Here is a 21,968-nt window from a genome sequence, read left to right on the forward strand (position 1 = left end):
CGTGTTCTTGCAGCTGTAAGCTTGAAGCTTGCAGCTGTCGTAAAGAGGTTTTGAAGATGGCTGAACGTCTGAGTAACGACTTCCAATTTATCGATGTCGGGCGCAAAGATCCGAAGAAGAAACTGTTACGTCAACGCAAAAAAGAGTTTGTGGAAATCTACGAACCTTTCAAACCCCAGCAGTCGGCCGAGCAGGCCCACCGCTGCCTGGGTTGCGGTAACCCGTACTGTGAATGGAAATGCCCGGTGCATAACTTCATTCCCAACTGGCTCAAGCTGGTGGCCGAGGGCAACATCCTCGCCGCCGCCGAGCTGTCGCACCAGACCAACACCCTGCCCGAAGTGTGCGGCCGGGTGTGCCCGCAAGACCGTCTGTGCGAGGGTGCCTGCACCCTCAACGACGGTTTTGGCGCGGTCACCATCGGCTCGGTGGAGAAGTACATCACCGATACCGCCTTTGCCATGGGCTGGCGCCCGGACATGTCGCGGGTGGTGCCGACCGGCAAGCGTGTGGCGATCATCGGTGCCGGGCCTGCGGGCCTGGGCTGTGCCGACGTGCTGGTGCGTGGTGGCGTGACCCCGGTGGTCTTCGATAAAAACCCGGAAATCGGCGGTCTGCTGACCTTCGGCATCCCGGAGTTCAAGCTCGAAAAAACCGTGCTGAGCCACCGTCGCGAAGTTTTCACCGGCATGGGTATCGAGTTCCGTCTCAATACCGAAATCGGCAAGGACATCAGCATGGAGCAGCTGCTGGCCGAGTACGACGCGGTATTCATGGGCATGGGCACTTACACCTACATGAAGGGCGGCTTTGCCGGTGAGGACTTGCCGGGTGTGCATGACGCGCTGGACTTCCTGATTGCCAACGTCAACCGCAACCTGGGCTTTGAAAAGTCGCCGGAAGACTTCGTCGACATGAAAGGCAAAAAGATTGTGGTGCTTGGTGGTGGCGACACGGCCATGGACTGCAACCGTACCTCGATCCGTCAGGGTGCCAAGTCGGTGACCTGTGCTTATCGTCGTGACGAAGCCAACATGCCCGGCTCGCGCAAAGAGGTGAAGAACGCCAAGGAAGAAGGCGTGAAATTCCTCTACAACCGCCAGCCGATTGCCATTGTCGGCGAAGGCCGGGTTGAAGGCGTGAAGGTGGTCGAGACCCGTCTCGGCGAACCCGATGCCCGCGGCCGTCGCAGCCCGGAGCCGATCCCGGGTTCTGAAGAGATCATCCCGGCGGACGCCGTGATCATCGCCTTTGGTTTCCGTCCGAGCCCGGCGTCATGGTTTGAGCAGTTCGAGATCCAGACCGACAGCCAGGGCCGTGTCATTGCGCCCGAGCAGTCGCAGTTCAAGCACCAGACCAGCCACCCGAAGATCTTTGCCGGTGGTGACATGGTGCGCGGCTCCGACCTGGTGGTCACCGCGATCTTCGAAGGCCGCACCGCGGCTGAAGGGATCATGGATTACCTGGGCGTGTGATGCGGTTGTAATTTTTGAAACATGATCAAAATGTAGGAGCTGGCTTGCCAGCGATAGCATCACCTCGGTCTTGATCAAAGACCGCGTTGTCAGCATCGCTGGCAAGCCAGCTCCCACACAAACCTCATTCCAGAATGAGGTTTGTGGGCTGCGCCAAATCAAAATCCCCGCGACAAATCGCCCCGATAGATAAAAGGCACGGCTCTTGCCGTGCCTTTTGCGTCCGTCTCTGAGAAAATGCCCCCACTTTTTTTCCGGATGCAGACATGACTGATCTCAAGAATGACCGTTTCCTTCGCGCTTTGCTCAAGCAACCCGTAGATGTCACGCCTGTCTGGATGATGCGTCAGGCCGGTCGCTATCTGCCGGAGTACCGCGCGAGCCGTGCCAAGGCCGGCGATTTCATGAGCCTGTGCAAGAACGCCGAGTTCGCCTGTGAAGTCACCATGCAGCCTCTGGACCGCTTCCCTCAGCTGGATGCGGCCATCCTTTTCTCCGATATCCTGACCATCCCTGACGCCATGGGCCAGGGCCTGTACTTTGAAACCGGCGAAGGCCCGCGCTTCAAAAAGGTGGTCAGCACCCTGGCTGACATCGAAGCCCTGCCGATCCCGGACCCGCAAAAAGACCTCGGCTACGTGATGAACGCGGTCAGCACCATCCGCCGCGAGCTTAACGGTCGTGTGCCGCTGATCGGCTTCTCCGGCAGCCCGTGGACCCTGGCCACCTACATGGTAGAAGGCGGTTCGTCGAAAGACTTCCGCAAAACCAAGGCCATGCTCTACGACACCCCCCAGGCCATGCACCTGTTGCTCGACAAGCTCGCGCAGTCGGTTACGTCCTACCTCAACGGCCAGATTCTGGCCGGCGCACAGGCCGTACAAATCTTCGATACCTGGGGCGGTAACCTGTCGTCTGCGGCTTATCAGGAATTTTCCCTGGCCTACATGCGCAAAATCGTCAGCGGTCTTATCCGCGAGCATGAAGGGCGCAAAGTACCGGTGATCCTGTTCACCAAAAATGGCGGCCTGTGGCTCGAAAGCATTGCCGATGCCGGCGCTGATGCCCTGGGCCTGGACTGGACCTGCGACCTGGGTGAAGCCCGTCAGCGCGTCGGTAACAAGGTTGCGCTGCAAGGCAACATGGACCCGACTGTGCTTTACGCCAACCCCGAGGCAATCCGCACCGAGGTCAAGCGCATCCTGGCCAGCTACGGCAAGAGTTCGGGCCATGTATTCAACCTGGGGCATGGCATTACCCCGGAAGTGAAACCGGAACATGCGGGTGCCTTTATCAGCGCCGTGCACGAGTTCTCGGGCCAGTATCACGAGTAAGCTCAAGCCTTATAAAAAAACCCGGCCAGTGCCGGGTTTTTTTTGGCTTGCGCGAGGCCCTGGATCAAATGCTCTTCACGTTCCTCGGCAGCACCGGCAATCGGGCCAGGTGCAACGCCACCAACAATGCAATCACCAGCAGCGCGACGATAAACGAACCAATGCCGTTCCACCCGGCGTAATGCCAGAAGAAACCGCCGGCGGTCCCGGCGATGCTCGATCCGGCGTAGTAACTGAACAGGTACAACGACGACGCCTGGCCCTTGGCTTTGGTGGCGCGCCGGCCGATCCAGCTGCTGGCCACCGAATGCGCGCCGAAGAAGCCGAAGGTGAACAGCAACATGCCGATGATCACCAGCGCCACAGGCTCGAACATGGTCAGTGCGATCCCGGCCAGCATCAGCACGATCACGGCCCACAACACCCTGCGCCGCCCCAGCTTGTCGGCCAGCGCGCCAATTTGCGCCGAGCTGTAAATACCGGACAGGTACACCACTGACAGCAAGCCCACCAGCGCCTGATTCATGTTGTACGGCTCTGCCAGCAAGCGATAACCGATGTAGTTGAACAGCGTCACGAAGCTGCCCATCAGCAAGAACGCCTCAAGAAACAGCCATGGCAGGCCGGCATCGCGAAAGTGCATGGTGAACCCGTCCAGCAGGCTGCGCGGGTTCATGGTGCGGGGGCGGAAGTTTCGCGACTCGGGCAGGATCTTCACAAACACCAGGGCGGCCACCAGTGCCAGGCCGCCAATCACCAGCATCGCCGTATGCCAGCTCACAAAGTCGATCAACACGCCGCTGATCAGGCGTCCGCTCATGCCACCAATGGCATTGCCGCCAATGTACAGACCCATCGCCAGACCGATGTGCTGCGGGTGAATTTCTTCACTCAAATAGGTCATGGCCACGGCGGCCAGTCCGCTCAGTGACAAACCCACCAGCGCCCGGGTGATCAGCACACCTTCCCAGGTGGGCATCAGCGCGCTGAGGAGGGTAAACGCAGCCGCCGAAAACAATGCAAACACCATCACCGGTTTACGCCCGAACGTATCGGAAATGGGCCCGGTGATCAGCAAACCTATGGCCAGCATCCCTGTGGCTACCGACAGGATCAGACTGCTCTGCGCCGCGTTGATCCCGTATTCATGGGACAGCACCGGCATCATCGGCTGCACGCAATACAGCAAGGCAAAGGTGGCGAAGCCCCCGGAGAACAGTGCCAGCACCGTGCGCATAAACAGCGGTGTGCCTTTCTCGATGAAAATGTCATTCAGTTGCGTGCCCATATCATCCTGCGCGGGCGGCGGGATTTCGTGGGCGAGAGGGGCGACAGCAGTTTTCACGGGGACCTCAGACAAACATAAAGCCGAGCGGCAATGGCAAAAGAATATAGGTGGCTAACGATTCTTTCCAATATATTGTTCGACCTGTTTGATAGGTTTTACGACTCAATGGGGCTCCTATGGAATTGCGTCATTTACGTTACTTCATCGCTGTTGCCGAAGAACTGCACTTTGGTCGCGCGGCCCAGTTGCTGGGTATTTCCCAGCCGCCCCTGAGCCAGCAAATACAGGCCCTGGAGCAAGAGCTGGGGGCTCGCCTGTTCGACCGGACCAACCGTCGGGTCGAGCTCAGTGAAGCGGGCCGGTTGTTTCTGGAGGAGGCGCGACTGGTGCTGGCCCAGGTCGACAAGGCAGCCGACGTGGCCCGGCGCGCACAGCTGGGGGAGCTGGGGGAACTGAAGATCGGCTTTACCTCATCGGCGCCATTCAGCTCGAGCATTCCCCAGGCCATATTTGCCTTTCGCCAGGCGTTCCCGGCGGTGCATTTAAACCTCAAGGAAATGAGCAGCCGCGAAGTGGCCGAAGGGTTGGTGGACGAGTCCATCGAGGTCGGGATGATCCGCCCGCTGGCGTTGCCGGAGTCATTGACGGTGGTGGAACTGTTCAGCGAGCCTCTGGTGGCTGTGATCCAGGCCGATCACCCGCTGGCTGCAGGCAGCGAAGAAGGTTTGCAGCTGGCGGCCCTGGCCGAAGAGCCTTTTGTATTTTTCCCGCGCAGTTACGGCAGCGGATTGTATGCACAGCTGATGAGCCTGGCCCGCCAGGCGGGTTTCAGCCCGCATTTTTCCCAGGAAGCGGGTGAGGCCATGACCATCATTGGCCTGGTCTCGGCAGGGCTGGGCGTATCGGTGCTACCTGCGTCGTTCCAGCACATGCGGATCAAGGGGGTGGTGTATCGACCGCTGCTGGATGCCTACGCCCATACAGCCGTGTGGCTGGTGCAGCGCAAGGGCCAAAGCTCGCCGATGGCCACGGCATTTGCCGAACTGCTGACGCGTAAAACCGTTAACCAACCCCTGTAGGAGCGAGCTCCTACAGGGGGGTTGATTGTCACTTTGCAGCCGCTTCCGACAGCTGTTGCGCCGTACGCTCGTTCTGCTTGTCCTTGAGATCGCGCACGATGTCGCGGTCCAGCAGGCGCACCCAGCGGATGTAGTTTTTGTGGATCTTGCCGTCCTTGTAGTCCAGACCGCTGCTGTTGCGGTAAATGATCTGGTAGTGGCTGGCGCTGTAGGGGATGTCGATTTCGGCGTGGTATTGCTCGCGCACGGTGATTTGCGCCTGCACCAGGTCAGGGGTGATTTTTTGCACTGTCCAGCCACGGCCCACCAGGGATTTGACGATCGCCTGCTGCATCTGCGCCCGGTCGGCATGAATCGAAGCGTGCAGTGTGCGGTCGGGGGTCTGCATGGGTTTGCTGCTGCACGACACGGTGCTCAGCAGGGCGAGGGCGATCAGGGTTACGCGTAGCAGGTAAGACATTCCATTGGCTCCAGAAGCGTTACGACCAGCGGCGCAAGATCAACGATGTGTTGACCCCGCCAAAGGCAAAGTTGTTGTTCATCACGTAATCGTTGTGCATCTCGCGAAACCCGCCCCGCAGATAATCCAGCTCGCCGCAGCGCGGGTCGACCTGGTCCAGGTTGAGCGTCGGTACATAGCGGTCGCGGTTCATCATTTCGATACAGAACCACGATTCCAGCGCCCCGCAGGCACCCAGGGTGTGGCCCAGAAAACTCTTCTGCGAGCTGATGGGCATGTGCTTGCCGAACAATTCACTGGTGGCCAGGGTTTCGGCAATGTCGCCCTGTTCGGTGGCGGTGCCGTGTCCGTTGACATAGCCGATGGCCTGCGCGGCGATGCCTGCGTCTTCCAGCGCCAGCTCCATGGCCCGGCGCATGGTGCTGACTTCCGGGCGGGTGGTGTGCTGGCCGTCGGCATTGCTGCCGAAACCGACGATCTCGGCATGGATATGGGCACCACGGGCCAGGGCGTGTTCCAGCTCTTCGAGCACCAGCATGCCGCCGCCTTCGCCTATCACCAGGCCGTCCCGGTCCTGGTCGTAGGGGCGCGGGCTGGTGTGCGGTGCGTCGTTTTTCAGGCTGGTGGCGTACAGCGCGTCAAACACCATGGCTTCGGTGGGGCAGAGTTCTTCGGCACCGCCGGCGAGCATCAGGGGCAAGCGTCCGAACTTGATCGATTCGTAGGCATAGCCGATGCCCTGGCTGCCACTGGTGCAGGCGCTGGAGGTGGGGATCAGGCGCCCGGTCAGACCAAAAAAGATGCTGATATTGGCCGCGGTGGTGTGGGGCATCATGCGCACGTAGCTGTTGGCGTTCAGACCGTCGGCCACCGAGTTGAGCAGCATGTTGCCAAAGGCCTTGATCTCGTCGGTGCTGCCGGTGGACGAGCCGCAGGCCACGCCCATGCGTCCGTCACGAATGATCGGGTTGCCCAGCAAGCCGGCGTCCTGCAAGGCCAGTTCGGCGGCGCCAACCGCCAGGCGCGAGACCCGGCCCATGCTGCGCAGTTGTTTGCGGGTCCAGTGCTTTGGCACCACAAAGTCATCGATGGGGCCGGCCAGACGGGTGTTGAGCTCGGTGAACCGGTCCCACTCGTCCATACGCCGGATGCCGCTGCGACCGGCTAAAAAATTGGCTTCGATACTGGCCCAGTCACTGCCCAGCGAGGTGATGCCGGCCATGCCGGTGACGACAACGCGCTTCATCAGCACAGGCCTCCATTGACCGCCAGGACCTGGCGGGTGATGTAGCCGGCTTCGCCGGACATCAAAAAGTTGACCGCGCCCGCCACTTCTTCCGGGGTGCCCATGCGTTGTGCGGGGATCATTTTCATCAGTTCTTCCACGGGGACGTTTTCGTCGAGCATGGCGGTGTCGATCAGGCCCGGAGCGACGCAGTTAACGGTGATCTTGCGTTTGCCCAGTTCGATGGCCAGCGCTTTGGCGGCACCGATCAGACCGGCCTTGGAGGCGCTGTAGTTGACCTGCCCGCGATTGCCGATCAGGCCCGACACCGAGGTAATGCACACAATGCGCCCGGCCTTGCGGCGGCGAATCATCGGCATCATCACCGGGTGCAGCACGTTGTAAAAACCGTCCAGGTTGGTGCGCATCACCTCGTCCCAGTCGTCTTCACTCAACGCCGGGAAGGCGCCATCGCGGGTCAGGCCGGCATTGAGCACCACGCCGTAATAGGCGCCAAAGGCTTCTACGTCGGCTTCAAGAATTTCCCGGCAGCGGGCGCGATCCGAGACGTCAAATTGCAGTACCCGGGCAGTGCGCCCCAGGGCCTGGACCTCGGCCATCACGGCGTCGGCTTCGCTGCGGCCACTGCGGCAGTGCAGCACCAGATCGAAACCGGCCCGGGCCAGGCGCAGGGCGATGGCGCGGCCGATGCCACGGCTGGAACCGGTAACCAGAATGGACTCAGTCATGGCGGGTCTCCCGGGAGGCTTGAGCAAGATAGTTTTGTGCCTGGGGTGGACGGAACACGTTCAGGCGGGCGCTGGCATGAATGCCGGGGGCGGTGAGATGACACTCGAAAACCCCCATGCCGTTGTCGTCTTCCAGTGAGCGCAGGGCGTGAATCTGCAACTCGGCGCCCGCCGGAAAGTGTTCGACATTGCATTCAAATTTGCGCGTGCCGAGCAAAAAGCCCAGCTCGACGGGGTTGCCTTCACTGCGTGCGCGGCAACCGGCATAGGCCGCCACGCTTTGCGCCATCAACTCGATGCCCACCCATGCCGGGAGGCTGCCGTCTTCACGGTTGAACAAGCCGCCGGGGCGCACGGTGAGACGGGTATGAATCTGTTCCTGGTCAAACTCCAGCACCTGATCGATCAGGATCATGTCGCCGGCGTGGGGCAGCAATTCGGCGAGCGGCCAAGCAATCATGGGGCGTCTCCGATAATCAGGCTGACGTTATTGCCACCGAAAGCAAACGAGTTGCTCATCAGGCAGCGCTGTTGTGTAGATGCCAGGGTCTGGCCGGGCGTCACCCAATTCAGTACCGGAAGTTGCGGATCGCCCTGGCCGTCCCAGACATGGGGTGGCAGCAGGTTGCCGCGGGTCAGGCTCAACCAGCAAAACGCAGCTTCCAGTGCGCCTGCTGCACCCAGCGTATGGCCGGTCATGGGCTTGGTCGACGAGCATGGCACCGCCTGGGGGAACACCTGGGCCACGGCGTGGCTTTCCATGGCGTCATTGTGCCGGGTGGCAGTGCCATGCAGGTTCAGGTAACCGATCTGGCCGGCTTGCAGACTGGCCCGGTGCAAAGCCTTGTGCATGGCCTGCACCGCACCCCGGCCAGTGGGCTCGGGGGCCGAGATATGGTGCGCGTCCGAACTGGCGCCGGCGCCGAGCAGGGCAATCGAATGTTCTGCGGCGGGCTGACGGCTCATCAAGAACAGTACGCCGGCTTCGCCAATATTGATTCCGCAGCGGTTTGCCGAGAACGGGTTGCAGCGTTCATCGGACACCGCTTCAAGGGCCGAAAAACCATTGAGGGTCAGCTTGCACAAACTGTCCACACCGCCGCACAGCACCGCGTCACACAGGTTCATGTCCAGCAGGCGCTGGGCGCTCATCAGGGCCCGGGCGCTGGAGGTGCAGGCGGTAGAAATGACATAGGCCGGGCCGCTGACATTCAGCCAGTCAGCCAGGAAACTGGCCGGCGCCCCCAGTTCTTGTTGCTGATAGTCGTAATTTTCGGGGAACTGCTGATGCTGCAAGTAGTGGGCAATACCCTGGCTGGCTTCATCGATCCCCGAGGTGCTGGTGCCCAGCACAATGGCGATGCGGTCACGGCCCCAGGTGCGGATTGCCTGTTCAATGGGCTCGCGAATCTGCAATGCCGCTTCGAGCAGCAACTGGTTATTGCGGCTGGCGTGCGCACTCAATTGCGCCGGGATCGCCGCCAGTTCGCCCTGCACACCGGCCACCGACACCTTGCGTCCGGGTACCAGGCCGCTGGCGCGCTGTATGCCCGAGCAGTCACCGGCAAACAGCCGGCGCGCCACTTCATCGGGGCTGCGGCCCAGGGAGCAGATGATGCCCAAGGCATTCAGATACGCGGTCATGGTGGCGCCTCCAGCGGGCTGATGGCGTAATGCACATCGCCCTTGATATCAATGCGCAATACCTGTGGCTGTCGATAATGGACTTGCCAGCGTGGTTTCAGAAACCGCGCGTCGGCCGCCGATTCTGCCTGTGGATAATTGGCCGCCAGTTCGGCCTGGGGCGTAAGTGCAAACAGCAGGGCGGCAAACAGCTCCCGGGCCTCGGGGTTGGGAGGCAGCAAACCGTCGGCATGCCAGCTTCCGTCCTGCAACACCTGACGCGCCAGGGGAATCCCCAGCGGGTCCATCAACGACCAGCGCAAGCCTGCGCCTTGCTGTTGAATCACCAGCAGCCAGTCCTGGCGCTGGTCGGCCTGTTCGCGCTGAATATGCAATTGCATCGGCAGCGCCAGGGTCGGGGTCTGTTCGGGCAGTGGCAGGCTCGCGCAGCCGCCCAATAGCAGGCACGCCAGCAAACCTGCAGGAGCGAGCTGTTTGATCTTTTTAAAAATCTCGCGAGCAAGCTCGCTCCTGCAGGTTTTGTGCATCGCCAGGCTCACTGCGCAGGTCCCGCAGGTTTACGGGCCACCAGGTTGACCAGGGTTTCCTCGCGCTCGCCCACCGGTTTCGCGCGACGCAGGCCCAGGCGTTCCAGCAGCCCGAAGTCTTTGGAGCGGCTCCACCACAGATACGGGTATGACACGTTCTGCTCTGTAAACTCGAAGCCCTGATCGCGGATCATCTCCAGATATTGCGCGGCACTTTTCTGCACGTGCATCGGGTGGCGGAACAGCCAGCGAATCACCCAGGTATCGATGTAAGCCTCGGTAGATTCGGCAAACAGCAAATAGCCGCCGGGCTTGAGCACCCGATAAAACTCGGCCAGTGCGCGGTCCTGTTGCACCAGGTGATGGAAAGTCTGATGGCAAAACAGGATGTCGACGCTGGCGTCCGCGATTTCAAGTTCGGCGCAGTCGCTGCCGATCAGTTCAATGTCGATGCCCTGACGCCGCGCTTCTTCGCGGCTCAGGGTCAGGCTCAGCGGGTCGGCGTCGAGGCCGATCAGGCGCCTGGGGGCGAAGGTTTGTTGCAGGTACTGGAACGACTTGCCCTGCCCGCAACCGGCATCGAGGATGACCGGCGCCGTTGGCAGCTCAGCGCTGAACAGACTGCGCAGGTCGTTGATGGCCACGCGCAGTACGTGATGCTGCCAGGTGTGACTGCGTAAAAACCAGAACCCGAAACGGGTTTCTTCGACGTAGGTATCGCTCAGAGGTTTCATGGGGTCTCCGTGGCGCAGATGTCCGACAGCATGCGCAGGCGGCGCCGGGGTTCGCTGACAAAGGGGTTGCTTTCATCCCAGGCATAGCCGGCCAGAATCGCGCTGATCATGCGCCGTATTTGTGGCGAGCTGTCGGGGTGGAAGATCACGTCCTGGAAAGTGCCGGCGTACCAGCCTTCGACGTAGCAGCGGAAGGTGTCGACTCCACGTTTGAGCGGTTCGGCAAACTCGATTTGCCAGTCTACGGCTTCGCCTTGTAGCTGGCGGTGCAGCACTGCGGCGGCCATGCTGGCCGAGCGCATGGCAATGGTCACGCCCGAAGAGAACACCGGGTCGAGGAACTCGGCGGCATTGCCCAGCAAGGCAAAACCCGGCCCGTGCAGGGTTTTGACGTTGGCCGAGTAACCGCCGAGGGTGCGTGCCGGGGTGTCCCACACGGCATTGGCCAGTACCCGGCCCAGGCTTGGGGTTTGCTCGATAAAACTGCGCAGGCACTGGTCGGGGTTCTGGCTGCGTCCCACAAAGTGTTCCGCCGCCGCCACCACGCCCACCGAACTTCGGCCATTGCTGAAGGGGATGGTCCAGAACCAGATATCGCGCTGGGTCGGGTGGGTGGTGATGAGGATTTTTTCGCGCTCGAAACCCGTGCAGTCAATCCGGTCCTCGACATGGGTGAACACCGCCTGGCGCACCGGGAAACCGGAGGGCGCTTCGAGATCGAGCAGGCGCGGCAGAACTCGTCCGTAACCGCTGGCGTCGAGGATAAAGTCGGCCTCGATCCGGTAGCTGCTGGCGTCTTCGCGCACCACATCCAGCAGCGGCTTGCTGCGCTCGATATCCACTGCGGTCACGGTTTCGCCATAGCGGATTTCGACGCCTTGCAGTGCAGCCTGGTCAGCCAGCAGCTTGTCGAAATCGGCCCGCTGGACCTGGAACGTGGTCGGCTTGCCGTTGCTGAAGGTGTCGCCAAAATCGAAGGCGCTGTACTGCTCGCCCCAGGCGAAGGCGGCGCCGTTCTTCAGTTGAAAACCGGCGGCTTGCACCGCCTCGAGCATGCCGGCTTCCTCGATGAAATCCAGGCAGTGCGACAGTAGGCTTTCACCAATGGAAAAGCGCGGGAAGTGCTGGCGCTCGACGATCAATACATCGTGCCCTTTGCGTTTGAGCAAGGCCGCCGCGATTGCACCGGACGGCCCGGCACCAATCACCACGACCTGACGACGTTCCATATCTATTACTGACACACGGGCTCCTTGCCGGGGGGGACGGCAGACTTCACAGGGGTTTTGTTGATGCCCGCCAGCGCCGGTAACAGCGTGGCGATCAGGCCCATCAGCATCAGCGCGAAGTACAGTGCGGGGCTGATGAGCTGTTGTTGCAGCAGCAGGTTGAGAAAGACGATTTCACTCAAGCCGCGAATATTCAGCAGCAGGCTTTCACGCCACTTGCTGGCGCCGGTAAACGAAGGCGTGGCCCAGCTCAACCCCAGCCAGTTGCCCAGCAGCTTGCTGGCCATCGGCAGCAGCAACAGTGCCGCTATCTGCAAGGCGCTGATGCTGTTCAGGGCGCTGTGCAGGTTGATCTGCACAATGCCGAAGGTGAGGATCAACGGCACCGCCAGGCGGGTTTGCAGGCTTTCCAGCCAGGCGGCTTTCAACGGCATCACCAGCGGGACTTTGAGCCACGCCATGCACAACAGGTAACCGACGCCGAAAACCAGCGCATTGAGCCGGTAATGCTCGGCTACCACCAGCAGGGCGAGAAAACCCAGGCTGTAACACAGGGGTTGGCGAATCCGCAGTCCGCGCAGCAACAACGGCAGCAGGGCGCCCGCCAGCGGCAGGAGCAGGCTGCTGAGATTGAGGCTGCCCTGGGCCAGGCCGAACAGGCTCCAGCAGGTCAGGTCGATCAGGATCGCGCTTTGTACCAGGCGGCGGGCAGCGGCGGGCGGGTAGTCGATATGGCGCAGATACAGATACAGCACCGGGATCGCGGTGATCGCAAACACCAGGCCCACCGCCAGCGAGCTCAGCCAGGGTTGTGCGGGCAGCAGCCACACCGCGCAGGCCAGCCCGCAGACAAAGGGAATGGCAAAACTGGGCAGGGCGATTTTCAGGCTCTGGCGGTCGATGCGCAGGTCAATCACATCACTCAGGATATGCCCCAGCAACAGGGCGAAACTCAGGCTGTACAGGGTTTTCAGCCACCCTGGCGTGACCAGCTGCGCGCCGCTTAGCTGCCAGTGGGGTTCGACCCACAGCAGCATCAGCAGCGGCAAACCGATGGACGCCAACAATAACTGGCTGACAATCGGGATCACCCCGAAGTGGCGGCCCAGCCGGGTGGCCCCGGCAAACAGGGCCAGGGCCATCAGCCAGAACAGCAGGGTCAGCATGGCTTGTGCTCCTGCTTCCCGGCCCATGGCGCGAGGATGAAGCTGAACGCCAGCCCCAGGCTCACCGACAGCCCGAAGTTGCTCACCGCCGGGGTGCTGGATACGGCCAGCAGGCCGAATGACAGCCAGGTAGTCAGTGCCGCCAGCAAGGTGCCAAGCAGACTGACTGCAGCGCCACCAATCTGTTCGCGCATCAGAATGGCGTAATCGACGCTGATGGCCGTCACCAGCAATAAGCCGAACAGGCTGAACAGGGTCAGCGGCTGACCCAGCCAGCCAAGGCTGGCCAGGCTGCACAGCGCGGCCAGCAACGGCAGGGCGACGATGCGCAGCGCGCCGCGAAAACCGAATGGCGCGATCAACAGCAGCACGATCAGGACGCAGGACAGCAGTTTCAATTCGGCGGCGCTGATTTGGGTGGCGGCGAACACCCGGTTCAAATCACCCAGCCGGTCCACCAGTTGCACACCGGGCAGGTCCTGCGCCTGCACCCGCAGCAGACTGGCATTGTTCAGCCCTTGCAGGCTGACCATCGCGGCCACGCCCTCGGGGGTGTTACCCAGCCACAGCGGGCGCCACGGTTCGGCCAGCGGCCCGCTCAAGGCATCGTCAATCTGCTGCTCGGGCAAGGCCTGGAGTTGGGCCAGCTCATTTTGCAGGGCGGCCTCGCTGACGCCGAGTTCCAGCAGCGGCTGCCAGTGGTGTGGCAGTTGATCCAGGGCGGCCCGCAGTTGATGTTGCGCGCCAGGCTGGTTGACCAGTTGGTTGAGCGCCAGATAGCCCTGCAGTTTGCCCATGTTGACCAACTGATCGAGGCGCTCACTGAGGGCGGCCTGGCGCTCCAGCAACTGCTGTTGATTGTCGGCGCGCACCAGAAAAAACTGACTGGTGGGCTGGTAGCCGGTGATTCGCGCAATGGCCTGGGCTTCGGCCATTAACTGCGGCGGTGCGCCGACCCATTGGCGGATGTCGTTCTTGCTGGTCAGTTGCCACAACCCGGCGGCGCAAAACGCCAGCAACAGGGCCAGCAATGCCGGGGTGGGAATCTTTCTGAGCAAGGCTTCACGGATATCCAGCAGGGTTTGCGCAATGCTCAGCGGCCATTGCGCCGGGCGCAGCTCGACACCCTTGAGCAAGGCGGGCAGCAAGCACACGGCGCTCAGATAAGCCCCGACCAGGCCGGCGGCGGAGAAAATGGCGATTTGGGTGAGGGCCGGGAACGGGGTAAAGGCCAGGGCCAGATAACCGATGCAGCTGGTGGCCAGGCTCAGGCTCAACCCGGGCAAGGTCAGGCGCAAGGCGGGCCAGCTGCGCCAGGGTTTCAGGCTCCAGCTTTTGGACAGGTAGTGCAGCGGGTAATCCACTGCCACCCCGATCAGGCTGGAGCCCAGCACCAGCGTCATCACGTGCATGCTGCCAAACCAGGCGACGCAGGCCACGGCGCCAAACAGCATGCCCACCAACACCGGGACAAAGGCCAGCAATACTCGCCAGCGGCGAAAGGCCAACAGCAACAGCAGAAGAATGCCCAGGGTGGCACCGCCGCCGACCCAGGTGATTTCGCGGCTCGCTTGCTGTTGCCCGCTGGCCGCATACAGCAGGCCGCTGGCGGCCAGCAATTGCACATCGTGGCTGGCCGCTTGCTGGCGGCTTTGTTCGAGCAGCCCGGCCACTTGCAGCGGCAGCTGCATGTCAAAGGCATTGCCCAGGGTGCGCGCCCGCAGCAGCACCCAGCTTTTACCGTCGGCATCGGCGATCAGGGCTCCGCTACCGATATCCAGCTGCACGCTGCCACGGGCCGGCTGACTGTTCTGAATGCGTCCGGTCAGGCCCAGCCAGTCGTCCTGGCTCGGCACCAGGCTGAACCCGGTAAAGGGGTCGAACAGCGACTGCACCCGCTGCTGGATGAACGCATCGGGATGCTGGATCAGTTGCGTACGATCAGCTTCGGCCAGCATCGCCAGACGTCCGCGCAGCAGTTGTTGGCGCAGGGCCGGCAGGTCGGCTTGCAGGTTCCACTGCACCTTCTCGAACAGGCCGCTGGCTTGCCAGGCTTCGCCCAGTTGCCGGGCAGTGGCGATTGCCTGCTGGCGATCGGCGCTGCCCACCAGTACCAGCATCTCTCGGTTCAGCGGTTCTTGCATGCGCTGTTCGGCGCTCAGTTCCAGGGCGTCCGGCGATTCACCGGGCACCAGTTCCATCAGGTTGGCCGACAGCGGAGCGCCGTGACGCCATTGCCAGGCGGCCAGTGCGAGCACGGCCAGCAGCAGGATCAGAAAGCCACGGGGCAACCAGCGTTCACTGGGCAAAGTCGTGCTGCTCCGCATCGCTCAAGGGTTGATTGCTGACGCTGTTTTGCAGCTTGAGCAAGGTGCTGTCGCCCTGGGTTTCTTGCAGCTCGATGCGTTGCACCAGTTCGCCGCCGTCGATATTGATCCGGGTGAAAATCTGTTTGAGCAGCATTGAACGCGGGGTCAGGGTCAGTTGCCAGTGGCTGGCTTCGCCTTGCAGTTGCAGCTCGAAGTCGCGCTGCAGGTCGCTGCTGTCGCCCTGCAGGACGGCGAGGAACAGCCGGTTCTGCTCGGCTCCGGCGCTCTTGCCGGGGAGCATTTGCCATTCAGAAGCGTTGCGCCGGGCTATGCCCTGGGCGGTGATGCGGTAGTCCTGTTGCAACGGGGTCTTGAGTTGCCAGAGCAGGCCGTGGTCCTTGGCCAGTACAAAAGTACCGGTGCTGATCAGTGGTTTGGGCAGGGCGCGCAGGTGTTTTTCCTGGATGAAATCGCCGTGGATAACCTGTGGCCTGGCCAGCTGTGTGCTGAGTTGTTGCAGGTCGAAGGCCTGGGCTGATGAACATAAAAACATCAGCACAAACCCTGTAGCAGCGAGCTTTTTAAAGCGGCCAGACATCTCGCGAGCCAGCTCGCTGCTACAGGATTTCGGGCTCATGGCAGCACCCTGGCGACGGCTTCGGTAAAGCAGGCGGGCGACGCCAGTTGCATTTCGCGGCTGGCAATTTCCACCGCCACTTGCACGGTGCTGGCGCGGGTCAGGCGTTCGCCGCTGGCCAGGTCGCTGATCAGATAGTTGATCTTCAAGCGGTTCTCCCACTCCACCAGGCTGGCGCGTACATTGATCCGCTGGCCAAAGGTGGCGCCGCGCACATAACGCAGCTGCATGTCGATCACCGGCCAGGCGTAGCCCGCGGCGAGCATGTGGGTGTAGTTGTGGCCGATGTGGTCCAGCAGCGCGCAGCGCGCCACTTCCAGGTATTTGACGTAATGCCCGTGCCACACCACGTGCATGGTATCGATGTCGAAAAACGGCACCAGAATTTCAGTGTCAACGTGCAGAACGCCTTTGCTACGCATGCAGCCTCCAGTGTTGTTGGGCGATCCGGGCCAGGCACAGGCGCAGTTCGGCTTCGAGGGCGCGGTCTTCAACCACGGGCGGGAAGTCTTTGCTCAGTTCGGTGTGCATCGCGGCCAGCGCAGGCGGCAGCGGGCGGGCATCTTCGGCACGACTGCGCAGCCACACGCCCTGATTGGCGGCGAGCAAGGTTGCGGCGGCCACTTGTTCGGTCAGCTCCAGCACGCGGATCGCATCGCGGGCGGCGATGGTGCCCATGCTCACTTTGTCCTGGTTGTGGCACTCGGTGGAGCGTGAGAACACGCTGGCCGGCATGGTGTTTTTCAAGGCCTCGGCGGTCCAGGCGCTGGTGCCGATCTGTACGGCCTTGAAACCATGGTTGAGCATCGCCCGTTGCGCTGTCGCACCCGACAGGTTGCTCGGCAGGCCGTGGTTGTAGCGCACGTCCACCAGCAGCGCGAGCTGGCGGTCCAGCAGGTCGGCGACGTTGGCGACCAGGGTCTTGAGGCTGTCCATGGCGAAGGCGATATGGCCGCCGTAGAAGTGACCGCCGTGGAGCACGCGCTCTTCTTCGGCGTCGATGATGGGGTTGTCGTTGGCACTGTTGAGTTCGATCTCGATAAACCCGCGCAGCCAGTTCAGGCTATCGGCCAGCACCCCCAGGACGTGGGGCGCACAACGCAGCGAGTAGCGGTCTTGCAGACGATGCAATGGAGCGGTCGGGGCGTCGATGGCCAGGTCCTGGCGAATCCATGCGGCGACCTGCATTTGCCCCGGATGCGGCTTGGCAGCGAACAGGCGTTCGTCGAAATGCTCGGGGTTGCCCTGCAGCGCGACCACGTTGAGAGCGGTGATGCGGGTCGCCAGTTTGAGCAGGTAATCGGCGCGGGCATAGGCCAGGCACGCCAGGCCGGTCATCACCGCGGTGCCGTTCATCAGCGCCAGCGCTTCCTTGGGTCGCAGTACCAGCGGGGTCCAGCCCAGTTCGCGGTGGACGTCAGCGGCCAGGCGGCGTTCACCGTTGAACAGCACTTCGCGCTCGCCGGACAGGGTCGCGGCGACGTAGGACAGCGGGGTCAGATCACCGCTGGCGCCGACCGAGCCCTCTTCCGGGATCAGCGGCAGGATGTCGTGGGCGATGAAGGCCTGCAGCCGCTCCAGCAGCTCGATCCGTACCCCGGAGACCCCATGGCACAGCGACTGCAAACGCGCCGCCAGCACGGCGCGGGTGGCCTGGGCATCGAGCAGTTTGCCCAGCCCGCAGCCATGGAAGGTATAGAGATGACGGGGCAGCGCTTCGACATGCTCCAGCGGCACCGCCACCACGCATGAGTCGCCGTAACCGGTGGTCACGCCGTAGATCACGCCTTCCTTGTCCAGCAACGAATCGAGAAAACGCGCGCCTTTGGCGATGCGCTCGCGATACTCGGCGTCGTCTTGCAGGCGGGTCGGCACCTGACGATTGGCCAGCGCCAGCACGTCTTCAATGCGCAACGGGGTTTGGCCGAAGGTTACTGGCTCATGGGGTTGCGTCGTCATCGGTTTTCCAGAAAGGGTAAAAGTTGAACCACTGTTGTGGCGCTTCCAGGCAGTAATGGCCCAGGCGTTCGGCGTAGCGTGTCGTCCATTCGGCGATGACCTGCTCGCGGTCGCTGCGCCGCCACTGCACGGCGTCGGCGAAGGGTTCGAGGATGACCCGGTAACGGCCTTCGCGTTTCAGGCAAAACAGTAAATTGACCGGGCACTTGAGCAGTCCGGCCAGTAGCCACGGGCCCTGGGGGAAGGGCGCCGGGTGGCCGAGAAAATCGACCCGCACATTGCGCCCGCCATGCAGCGGTACGCGGTCACCGGCGATCGCCAGCCACTCGCCGTTTTCCAGACGCTGACTCAGTTGCAGCATGACCGCCGGGTTGAGTTCGCTGACCTGGATCAGTCGCAGGTTGGTGGCCCCGGCTTCCCCCAGCAGGCGGTTGAATTGCTCGGCATGCTTGGTGTGCACCAGCACGTTCATGGTGACCTTTTCGCCCAGCTCGGCGAGCGCGCGGCAGACCTCAAGGTTGCCCAGATGCGCCCCCACCAGCATTTGCCCGCGTTCGCCGCGCAGTTGATCGCGCAGGCCGGCCGGGTCGACGATTTCGATGTCGGCAATCTTCAGGCGGCCATTCCACATGTCGAGCTTGTCCAGCAGGGCGTCGGCGAAGGCCATGAATTGCCCGAATACCCGCCTGTGGGAAGGGCCCGGGGCGGTCTGGCCGCTCCAGTCGGCCAGCCGCTGCTGGTAGCACCAGATGCTGCGGCGGGCGCTGCGGCCGAAGACAAAGAAGTACAGCACGATGCCGTACAGCACCGGGGCCAGCAGGCGGCGGCCGAGCAATTTGATGCCGAAGGCGGTGAGTTTCATCAGCCAGAAACTGCCGCGCTCCTTGTGCTCGGCCCAATGCTGTTGTGCTTCGCTCATGCCTGCCAGCGCCTCCAGAGAATGACCGGAAAACGCAGGAGCATGCCGAAGAACAGCCGGGTGTGCATGGCGCTGATCAATGCGTTGTCATGGAACAGGCGAAAGTGCGACAGGCCGTCTTGCGGGTAATGGACCTTGGTCGGCAGCCAGCGCATCGGTTGATTGCGCCACGCCAGACGCACCAGGATTTCTGGGTCGAAGTCCATGCGCCTGCCCAGTCTGGCCGAGTTGATCAGGGCCAGGGTCGGGGTCAGCGGGTAGACCCGGAAACCGCACATCGAGTCGGGAATTTGCAGCGACAGGCTGTTGATCCACACCCAGACGTGGGTCAGGTAACGCGCGTACAAACGGCCTTTGGGCACGCTGGCGTCATATTGCGGATACCCGCAAATCAGCGCTTCGGGATTGAGTTGCGAAACCTGGATAAAAGTCGCCACATCACGCAGGTCGTGCTGGCCATCGGCGTCCACCTGCAGGGCGTGGCTAAAGCCCAGGCGCTCGGCTTCGCGCAGGCCGGCCATGACTGCGCCGCCCTTGCCCTGGTTGATCGCCAGGCGGATCAGATGGATGCCTGGGCCTTGCGCCAGTTGTTCCAGGACGGCACTGCACGCGGGGCTGCTGGCATCGTCCACCAGTACGCAGGGCAAGCCGGCAGCGAGCAGCGCTTCGACCACGTCAGGCACGGCAGTTTCGTGGTTGTAAACCGGGATCACGGCGCAGGGGTTATGCATGGGGAGGCTCCTTGATGTCGCTGCTCCCACCGAGGTTGTCATTGGCGGCCCAGACAATGCGCCCGCTGGAGCAGGCGGCGTCGCCATGGCGATAGGCAAAGTGCAATTTGCTGCGCTGCGGGTCGAAACCCAGGGTCAGCTCAATCTCGTCGCCGGGGCGCACCAGTTGCTGGAATTTGAGGACTTCCATCCCGCCAAACCGCGGTGGCAGGTCGAGCAATTGCTGGCCCAGACTGATGGCCCAGTCTATTTGCACCACGCCCGGCAGCACCGGGGTTGTGGGGAAGTGACCGCTAAAGAATGCCAGGTCCGGGGGCACCGCCAGTCTCAGGGTCCAAACACCATCGCGCTGGTTCTGACTCAGGACTTCAGGCTGTTTGGGCCGTGGTGCCAATAACAGTGCATCGACCTGCGCCTGGGGCAGTTTGCCCTGGCTGGTGAGCGGCAACTGGCGCAGCAAGCGCCAGCGGCGCGGCAAGGCCAGGGCTTCGCAGTGCTGGCTCAGGTGCTGGCGCAGGGTCTGGGTCAGCGTGCGCCGGCCATGTTCACGCAAGGCAAACAGGCCGCTGTCGCTCAGGACCAGCAAGGCGCCGAGTGACGCCCGGTTTTCCCGCACTACACCCAAGCGAGCTTCAAGCACCCAGTCGTGTGCCTCCAGTGCCTGTTCCAGCATTGGCAGGGAGATACGTTTTTCTTCGAGTTTGACGATGCGGTCCAGGCGTGCGAGCAATTCAAAGCGCCCGTCGGCTTCGATGCGTGCCGCATCGGCGCTATGTTCGACATGGCCTGGGGGCAAGTAAGCCGAGGCAATGCACAGGGCCCCGTCTTCGCCCTGGCTGAGTTGTACATCGGCAAAGGGTTGCCACAGGCCCGGGCCCTGACGCCAGGCAATGCCGCCGGTTTCGGAGCTGCCGAAAATTTCCGTAGGCCATTGGCCCAGGCGCTGGTGCAAGGCTTGGGCGGCTTCGGCCGGCAAGGCACCGCCAGAGGAAAATACCCGGCGCACCGGGCTCAGCGCCGGCCAGTCGAGGTTGTCGCCCATGCGCTTGAGCAGCGCAGGGCTGGCAATCCAGGCAAATGCCGGGTGCTCGCGGCTGACGCGCTGCATGTCTTCGGGGAACGCCAGTTGCTGGCGCACAAAGCTGCGGCCCGCACACAGCGGCCAGAGCACCCGGAACAACAGGCCATAGATATGCTGGGCAGCGACGCTGGCGATGATACAGGCCTCGCCCAGCTCGTTGCCCCACAGTTGCTCCAGGGCCTCAACTTCATTGGCCATCTGGCGCAGGGTTTTGTCGATGCGCTTGGGTTCACCGCTGGAGCCCGAAGTACACAGGCTCAGCCGGCAGGCATCGAGATCGAGCCCGGCGCCGGGCAGGGGGTTTGCATAAAGGGCCTGCAGTTCGCTGCTTTGGGTTATCCACAGGTCAACCTGCGGGTCCCAGCGTTGCCGGGTTTGCGCTTGCAGGTCGGCGGGCAGCAATACGCTGACGCCGGCCCGCCAGGCACCGAGCAGGGCGACCGCCAGCTCGGCGGCATCTTCCAGGTGCAGCGCAATACGTTGCACGCCGCGCTGTTGCAGCCCGCCTGCCAGGCTCAATGCCTGCCCGCGCAGGGTGTCGTGATCCAGTGCCGGGTCGAAACTGACCGCTCGGCCGCTGTGCCCCTTGAGCAATAGCTGCTCAAGTTTTATCCAGTTCATGCCCTGCCTCTTACTTTTTGTCGTACCAGCCATTCAATGGCAAACAACAGGCCCATCAACCCGTAGGCGATCAGGCCGTTGTACAACGTCCACCAGCTCAGCGGTGCCCACAGGGTCAGGCCGGCTGCGACTAACCCGTTGAACAGAAAAAACAGGCACCAGACTTTGGTCACCTGTCGTGTGTAATGAATTGCGATGGCGGGCAGTTCCGGTTCGCGCAGTCGCGCCAGACGCTCGATCACCGGCGGGCCGAACTTCAGGCTCAGGCCGAACAGGCTGAGCATGAACGTGCTGATCAGTACCGGGTACCAGCGCAGCAGAAGCGGGCTGTTGAACAGCGCCAGCAACCCGCAGAACACCAGTGCCAGACCGGCCATCCACAGATCGGCCGGGCGTCGTCCACCGGTCAGTGCGCGTGCCAGCCACAGGCCGCCGAGCAGCAGCGCAAACTGCCACGGGGCGAAACGGGCCATGCCGAAATACACCGCAAAGGGGTACAGCAGGCCGGCCAGCAGCAGTGCCGGGGCAATCAGTCGCCTCATGCGTCCGGGTGAACCAGACGGTAAACCGCTTCAACCACGTCGTTGACGGTACGCACCGATTTGAATTCATCGGCCGCGATCTTTTTGCCGGTTTTGCGCTTGATATGGTCGATCAGGTCAACGGCGTCGATGCTGTCGATTTCCAGGTCCTGGTACAGGTTGGCGTCCAGGGTGACGCGCTCGGGCTCGAGTTCAAAGAGTTCGACCAGGGAGTCGCGCAGGGTATTGAAAATGTCTTCACGGGTTTGCATGGTTCGGT

22 protein-coding genes are annotated in these 21,968 nt (G+C 62.3%); 3 read left to right on the forward strand and 19 right to left on the reverse strand.

Going from position 1 to position 21,968, the window contains the following annotated elements:
- Window positions 1–56 precede the first annotated feature (56 nt).
- Window positions 57–1,475 carry an FAD-dependent oxidoreductase gene (locus tag EQV90_RS01165; protein ID WP_003438817.1) on the forward strand — a complete coding sequence of 473 codons (1,419 nt, stop codon included), beginning with the start codon at window positions 57–59 and terminating at the stop codon, window positions 1,473–1,475.
- Between the two features lie 266 nt (window positions 1,476–1,741).
- Window positions 1,742–2,809, forward strand: coding sequence for a uroporphyrinogen decarboxylase (gene hemE, locus EQV90_RS01170; RefSeq protein WP_240877648.1), 1,068 nt, complete (start codon window positions 1,742–1,744; stop codon window positions 2,807–2,809).
- Window positions 2,810–2,873: 64 nt separating this feature from the next.
- On the opposite strand, the gene EQV90_RS01175 is transcribed toward hemE, so the two are convergent.
- Complete coding sequence (locus tag EQV90_RS01175; RefSeq protein ID WP_003438820.1) at window positions 2,874–4,097, reverse strand: MFS transporter; 1,224 nt, start codon at window positions 4,095–4,097, stop codon at window positions 2,874–2,876.
- Window positions 4,098–4,273: 176 nt separating this feature from the next.
- Between EQV90_RS01175 and EQV90_RS01180 the strand changes: the two genes are divergently transcribed.
- The gene (locus tag EQV90_RS01180) at window positions 4,274–5,176 is read left to right on the forward strand and encodes a LysR family transcriptional regulator (protein ID WP_240877649.1); all 903 of its coding nucleotides are present in this window, start codon (window positions 4,274–4,276) and stop codon (window positions 5,174–5,176) included.
- Between the two features lie 28 nt (window positions 5,177–5,204).
- On the opposite strand, the gene EQV90_RS01185 is transcribed toward EQV90_RS01180, so the two are convergent.
- The 18 genes from EQV90_RS01185 to EQV90_RS01270 are packed head-to-tail and all read right to left on the reverse strand — an operon-like array spanning window position 5,205 to window position 21,960.
- Window positions 5,205–5,636, reverse strand: coding sequence for a hypothetical protein (locus tag EQV90_RS01185; RefSeq protein ID WP_003438824.1), 432 nt, complete (start codon window positions 5,634–5,636; stop codon window positions 5,205–5,207).
- Window positions 5,637–5,655: 19 nt separating this feature from the next.
- On the reverse strand, window positions 5,656–6,882 hold the full coding sequence (locus EQV90_RS01190; RefSeq protein WP_010656284.1) for a beta-ketoacyl-ACP synthase: 1,227 nt from the start codon (window positions 6,880–6,882) through the stop codon (window positions 5,656–5,658).
- Entirely contained in the window at window positions 6,882–7,610 is a 729-nt protein-coding gene (gene fabG / locus EQV90_RS01195) for a 3-oxoacyl-ACP reductase FabG (RefSeq protein ID WP_003438827.1), read from the reverse strand. Before fabG ends, EQV90_RS01190 begins: the two co-directional genes overlap by 1 nt.
- Window positions 7,603–8,070: a hotdog family protein gene (locus EQV90_RS01200; RefSeq protein ID WP_003438831.1), complete on the reverse strand. Its 468-nt coding sequence runs from the start codon at window positions 8,068–8,070 to the stop codon at window positions 7,603–7,605. The genes fabG and EQV90_RS01200 overlap by 8 nt, the downstream gene beginning before the upstream one ends.
- Entirely contained in the window at window positions 8,067–9,254 is a 1,188-nt protein-coding gene (locus tag EQV90_RS01205) for a beta-ketoacyl-[acyl-carrier-protein] synthase family protein (protein ID WP_010656283.1), read from the reverse strand. Before EQV90_RS01205 ends, EQV90_RS01200 begins: the two co-directional genes overlap by 4 nt.
- A complete protein-coding gene (locus EQV90_RS01210; RefSeq protein ID WP_240877650.1) occupies window positions 9,251–9,793 on the reverse strand; it encodes a DUF3261 domain-containing protein in 543 nt (180 codons plus the stop codon). The genes EQV90_RS01205 and EQV90_RS01210 overlap by 4 nt, the downstream gene beginning before the upstream one ends.
- Window positions 9,790–10,515 (reverse strand): class I SAM-dependent methyltransferase, encoded by a 726-nt coding sequence (locus tag EQV90_RS01215; RefSeq protein WP_240877651.1) that lies wholly within the window; start codon window positions 10,513–10,515, stop codon window positions 9,790–9,792. Before EQV90_RS01215 ends, EQV90_RS01210 begins: the two co-directional genes overlap by 4 nt.
- The gene (locus EQV90_RS01220) at window positions 10,512–11,759 is read right to left on the reverse strand and encodes a tryptophan 7-halogenase (protein WP_240877652.1); all 1,248 of its coding nucleotides are present in this window, start codon (window positions 11,757–11,759) and stop codon (window positions 10,512–10,514) included. Before EQV90_RS01220 ends, EQV90_RS01215 begins: the two co-directional genes overlap by 4 nt.
- Window positions 11,750–12,910 carry a sodium:proton antiporter gene (locus tag EQV90_RS01225; protein WP_127195716.1) on the reverse strand — a complete coding sequence of 387 codons (1,161 nt, stop codon included), beginning with the start codon at window positions 12,908–12,910 and terminating at the stop codon, window positions 11,750–11,752. The genes EQV90_RS01220 and EQV90_RS01225 overlap by 10 nt, the downstream gene beginning before the upstream one ends.
- The gene (locus EQV90_RS01230; RefSeq protein ID WP_240877653.1) at window positions 12,904–15,219 is read right to left on the reverse strand and encodes a hypothetical protein; all 2,316 of its coding nucleotides are present in this window, start codon (window positions 15,217–15,219) and stop codon (window positions 12,904–12,906) included. Before EQV90_RS01230 ends, EQV90_RS01225 begins: the two co-directional genes overlap by 7 nt.
- The gene (locus EQV90_RS01235; protein ID WP_240877654.1) at window positions 15,209–15,856 is read right to left on the reverse strand and encodes an outer membrane lipoprotein carrier protein LolA; all 648 of its coding nucleotides are present in this window, start codon (window positions 15,854–15,856) and stop codon (window positions 15,209–15,211) included. The genes EQV90_RS01230 and EQV90_RS01235 overlap by 11 nt, the downstream gene beginning before the upstream one ends.
- Complete coding sequence (locus EQV90_RS01240) at window positions 15,853–16,278, reverse strand: acyl-CoA thioesterase (RefSeq protein ID WP_003438849.1); 426 nt, start codon at window positions 16,276–16,278, stop codon at window positions 15,853–15,855. Before EQV90_RS01240 ends, EQV90_RS01235 begins: the two co-directional genes overlap by 4 nt.
- Window positions 16,271–17,815, reverse strand: coding sequence for an aromatic amino acid ammonia-lyase (locus EQV90_RS01245; protein WP_010656277.1), 1,545 nt, complete (start codon window positions 17,813–17,815; stop codon window positions 16,271–16,273). The genes EQV90_RS01240 and EQV90_RS01245 overlap by 8 nt, the downstream gene beginning before the upstream one ends.
- A complete protein-coding gene (locus EQV90_RS01250; RefSeq protein ID WP_010656276.1) occupies window positions 17,796–18,734 on the reverse strand; it encodes a glycosyl transferase in 939 nt (312 codons plus the stop codon). Before EQV90_RS01250 ends, EQV90_RS01245 begins: the two co-directional genes overlap by 20 nt.
- Window positions 18,731–19,465 carry a glycosyltransferase family 2 protein gene (locus EQV90_RS01255; protein WP_240877655.1) on the reverse strand — a complete coding sequence of 245 codons (735 nt, stop codon included), beginning with the start codon at window positions 19,463–19,465 and terminating at the stop codon, window positions 18,731–18,733. Before EQV90_RS01255 ends, EQV90_RS01250 begins: the two co-directional genes overlap by 4 nt.
- Window positions 19,458–21,167, reverse strand: a complete 1,710-nt coding sequence (locus tag EQV90_RS01260) for an AMP-binding protein (RefSeq protein WP_240877656.1) — start codon at window positions 21,165–21,167, stop codon at window positions 19,458–19,460. Before EQV90_RS01260 ends, EQV90_RS01255 begins: the two co-directional genes overlap by 8 nt.
- Window positions 21,164–21,709: a hypothetical protein gene (locus EQV90_RS01265; RefSeq protein WP_003438860.1), complete on the reverse strand. Its 546-nt coding sequence runs from the start codon at window positions 21,707–21,709 to the stop codon at window positions 21,164–21,166. Before EQV90_RS01265 ends, EQV90_RS01260 begins: the two co-directional genes overlap by 4 nt.
- Window positions 21,706–21,960 (reverse strand): acyl carrier protein, encoded by a 255-nt coding sequence (locus tag EQV90_RS01270; protein ID WP_003438863.1) that lies wholly within the window; start codon window positions 21,958–21,960, stop codon window positions 21,706–21,708. The genes EQV90_RS01265 and EQV90_RS01270 overlap by 4 nt, the downstream gene beginning before the upstream one ends.
- Window positions 21,961–21,968 lie beyond the last annotated feature (8 nt).

The organism is Pseudomonas sp. TMW22089 (assembly GCF_022496645.1).
GTDB classification, from domain to species: domain Bacteria; phylum Pseudomonadota; class Gammaproteobacteria; order Pseudomonadales; family Pseudomonadaceae; genus Aquipseudomonas; species Aquipseudomonas paraversuta.

Excerpts from the sequence above, each read along its gene's own strand:
- EQV90_RS01165 (WP_003438817.1), top strand. The coding sequence starts at position 57 with ATGGCTGAACGTCTGAGTAACGACTTCCAATTTATCGATGTCGGGCGC.
- hemE (WP_240877648.1), top strand. The coding sequence starts at position 1,742 with ATGACTGATCTCAAGAATGACCGTTTCCTTCGCGCTTTGCTCAAGCAA.
- EQV90_RS01175 (WP_003438820.1), bottom strand. The coding sequence starts at position 4,097 with ATGGGCACGCAACTGAATGACATTTTCATCGAGAAAGGCACACCGCTG.
- EQV90_RS01180 (WP_240877649.1), top strand. The coding sequence starts at position 4,274 with ATGGAATTGCGTCATTTACGTTACTTCATCGCTGTTGCCGAAGAACTG.
- EQV90_RS01185 (WP_003438824.1), bottom strand. The coding sequence starts at position 5,636 with ATGTCTTACCTGCTACGCGTAACCCTGATCGCCCTCGCCCTGCTGAGC.
- EQV90_RS01190 (WP_010656284.1), bottom strand. The coding sequence starts at position 6,882 with ATGAAGCGCGTTGTCGTCACCGGCATGGCCGGCATCACCTCGCTGGGC.
- fabG (WP_003438827.1), bottom strand. The coding sequence starts at position 7,610 with ATGACTGAGTCCATTCTGGTTACCGGTTCCAGCCGTGGCATCGGCCGC.
- EQV90_RS01200 (WP_003438831.1), bottom strand. The coding sequence starts at position 8,070 with ATGATTGCTTGGCCGCTCGCCGAATTGCTGCCCCACGCCGGCGACATG.
- EQV90_RS01205 (WP_010656283.1), bottom strand. The coding sequence starts at position 9,254 with ATGACCGCGTATCTGAATGCCTTGGGCATCATCTGCTCCCTGGGCCGC.
- EQV90_RS01215 (WP_240877651.1), bottom strand. The coding sequence starts at position 10,515 with ATGAAACCTCTGAGCGATACCTACGTCGAAGAAACCCGTTTCGGGTTC.
- EQV90_RS01225 (WP_127195716.1), bottom strand. The coding sequence starts at position 12,910 with ATGCTGACCCTGCTGTTCTGGCTGATGGCCCTGGCCCTGTTTGCCGGG.
- EQV90_RS01235 (WP_240877654.1), bottom strand. The coding sequence starts at position 15,856 with ATGAGCCCGAAATCCTGTAGCAGCGAGCTGGCTCGCGAGATGTCTGGC.
- EQV90_RS01240 (WP_003438849.1), bottom strand. The coding sequence starts at position 16,278 with ATGCGTAGCAAAGGCGTTCTGCACGTTGACACTGAAATTCTGGTGCCG.
- EQV90_RS01245 (WP_010656277.1), bottom strand. The coding sequence starts at position 17,815 with ATGACGACGCAACCCCATGAGCCAGTAACCTTCGGCCAAACCCCGTTG.
- EQV90_RS01250 (WP_010656276.1), bottom strand. The coding sequence starts at position 18,734 with ATGAGCGAAGCACAACAGCATTGGGCCGAGCACAAGGAGCGCGGCAGT.
- EQV90_RS01255 (WP_240877655.1), bottom strand. The coding sequence starts at position 19,465 with ATGCATAACCCCTGCGCCGTGATCCCGGTTTACAACCACGAAACTGCC.
- EQV90_RS01260 (WP_240877656.1), bottom strand. The coding sequence starts at position 21,167 with ATGAACTGGATAAAACTTGAGCAGCTATTGCTCAAGGGGCACAGCGGC.
- EQV90_RS01265 (WP_003438860.1), bottom strand. The coding sequence starts at position 21,709 with ATGAGGCGACTGATTGCCCCGGCACTGCTGCTGGCCGGCCTGCTGTAC.
- EQV90_RS01270 (WP_003438863.1), bottom strand. The coding sequence starts at position 21,960 with ATGCAAACCCGTGAAGACATTTTCAATACCCTGCGCGACTCCCTGGTC.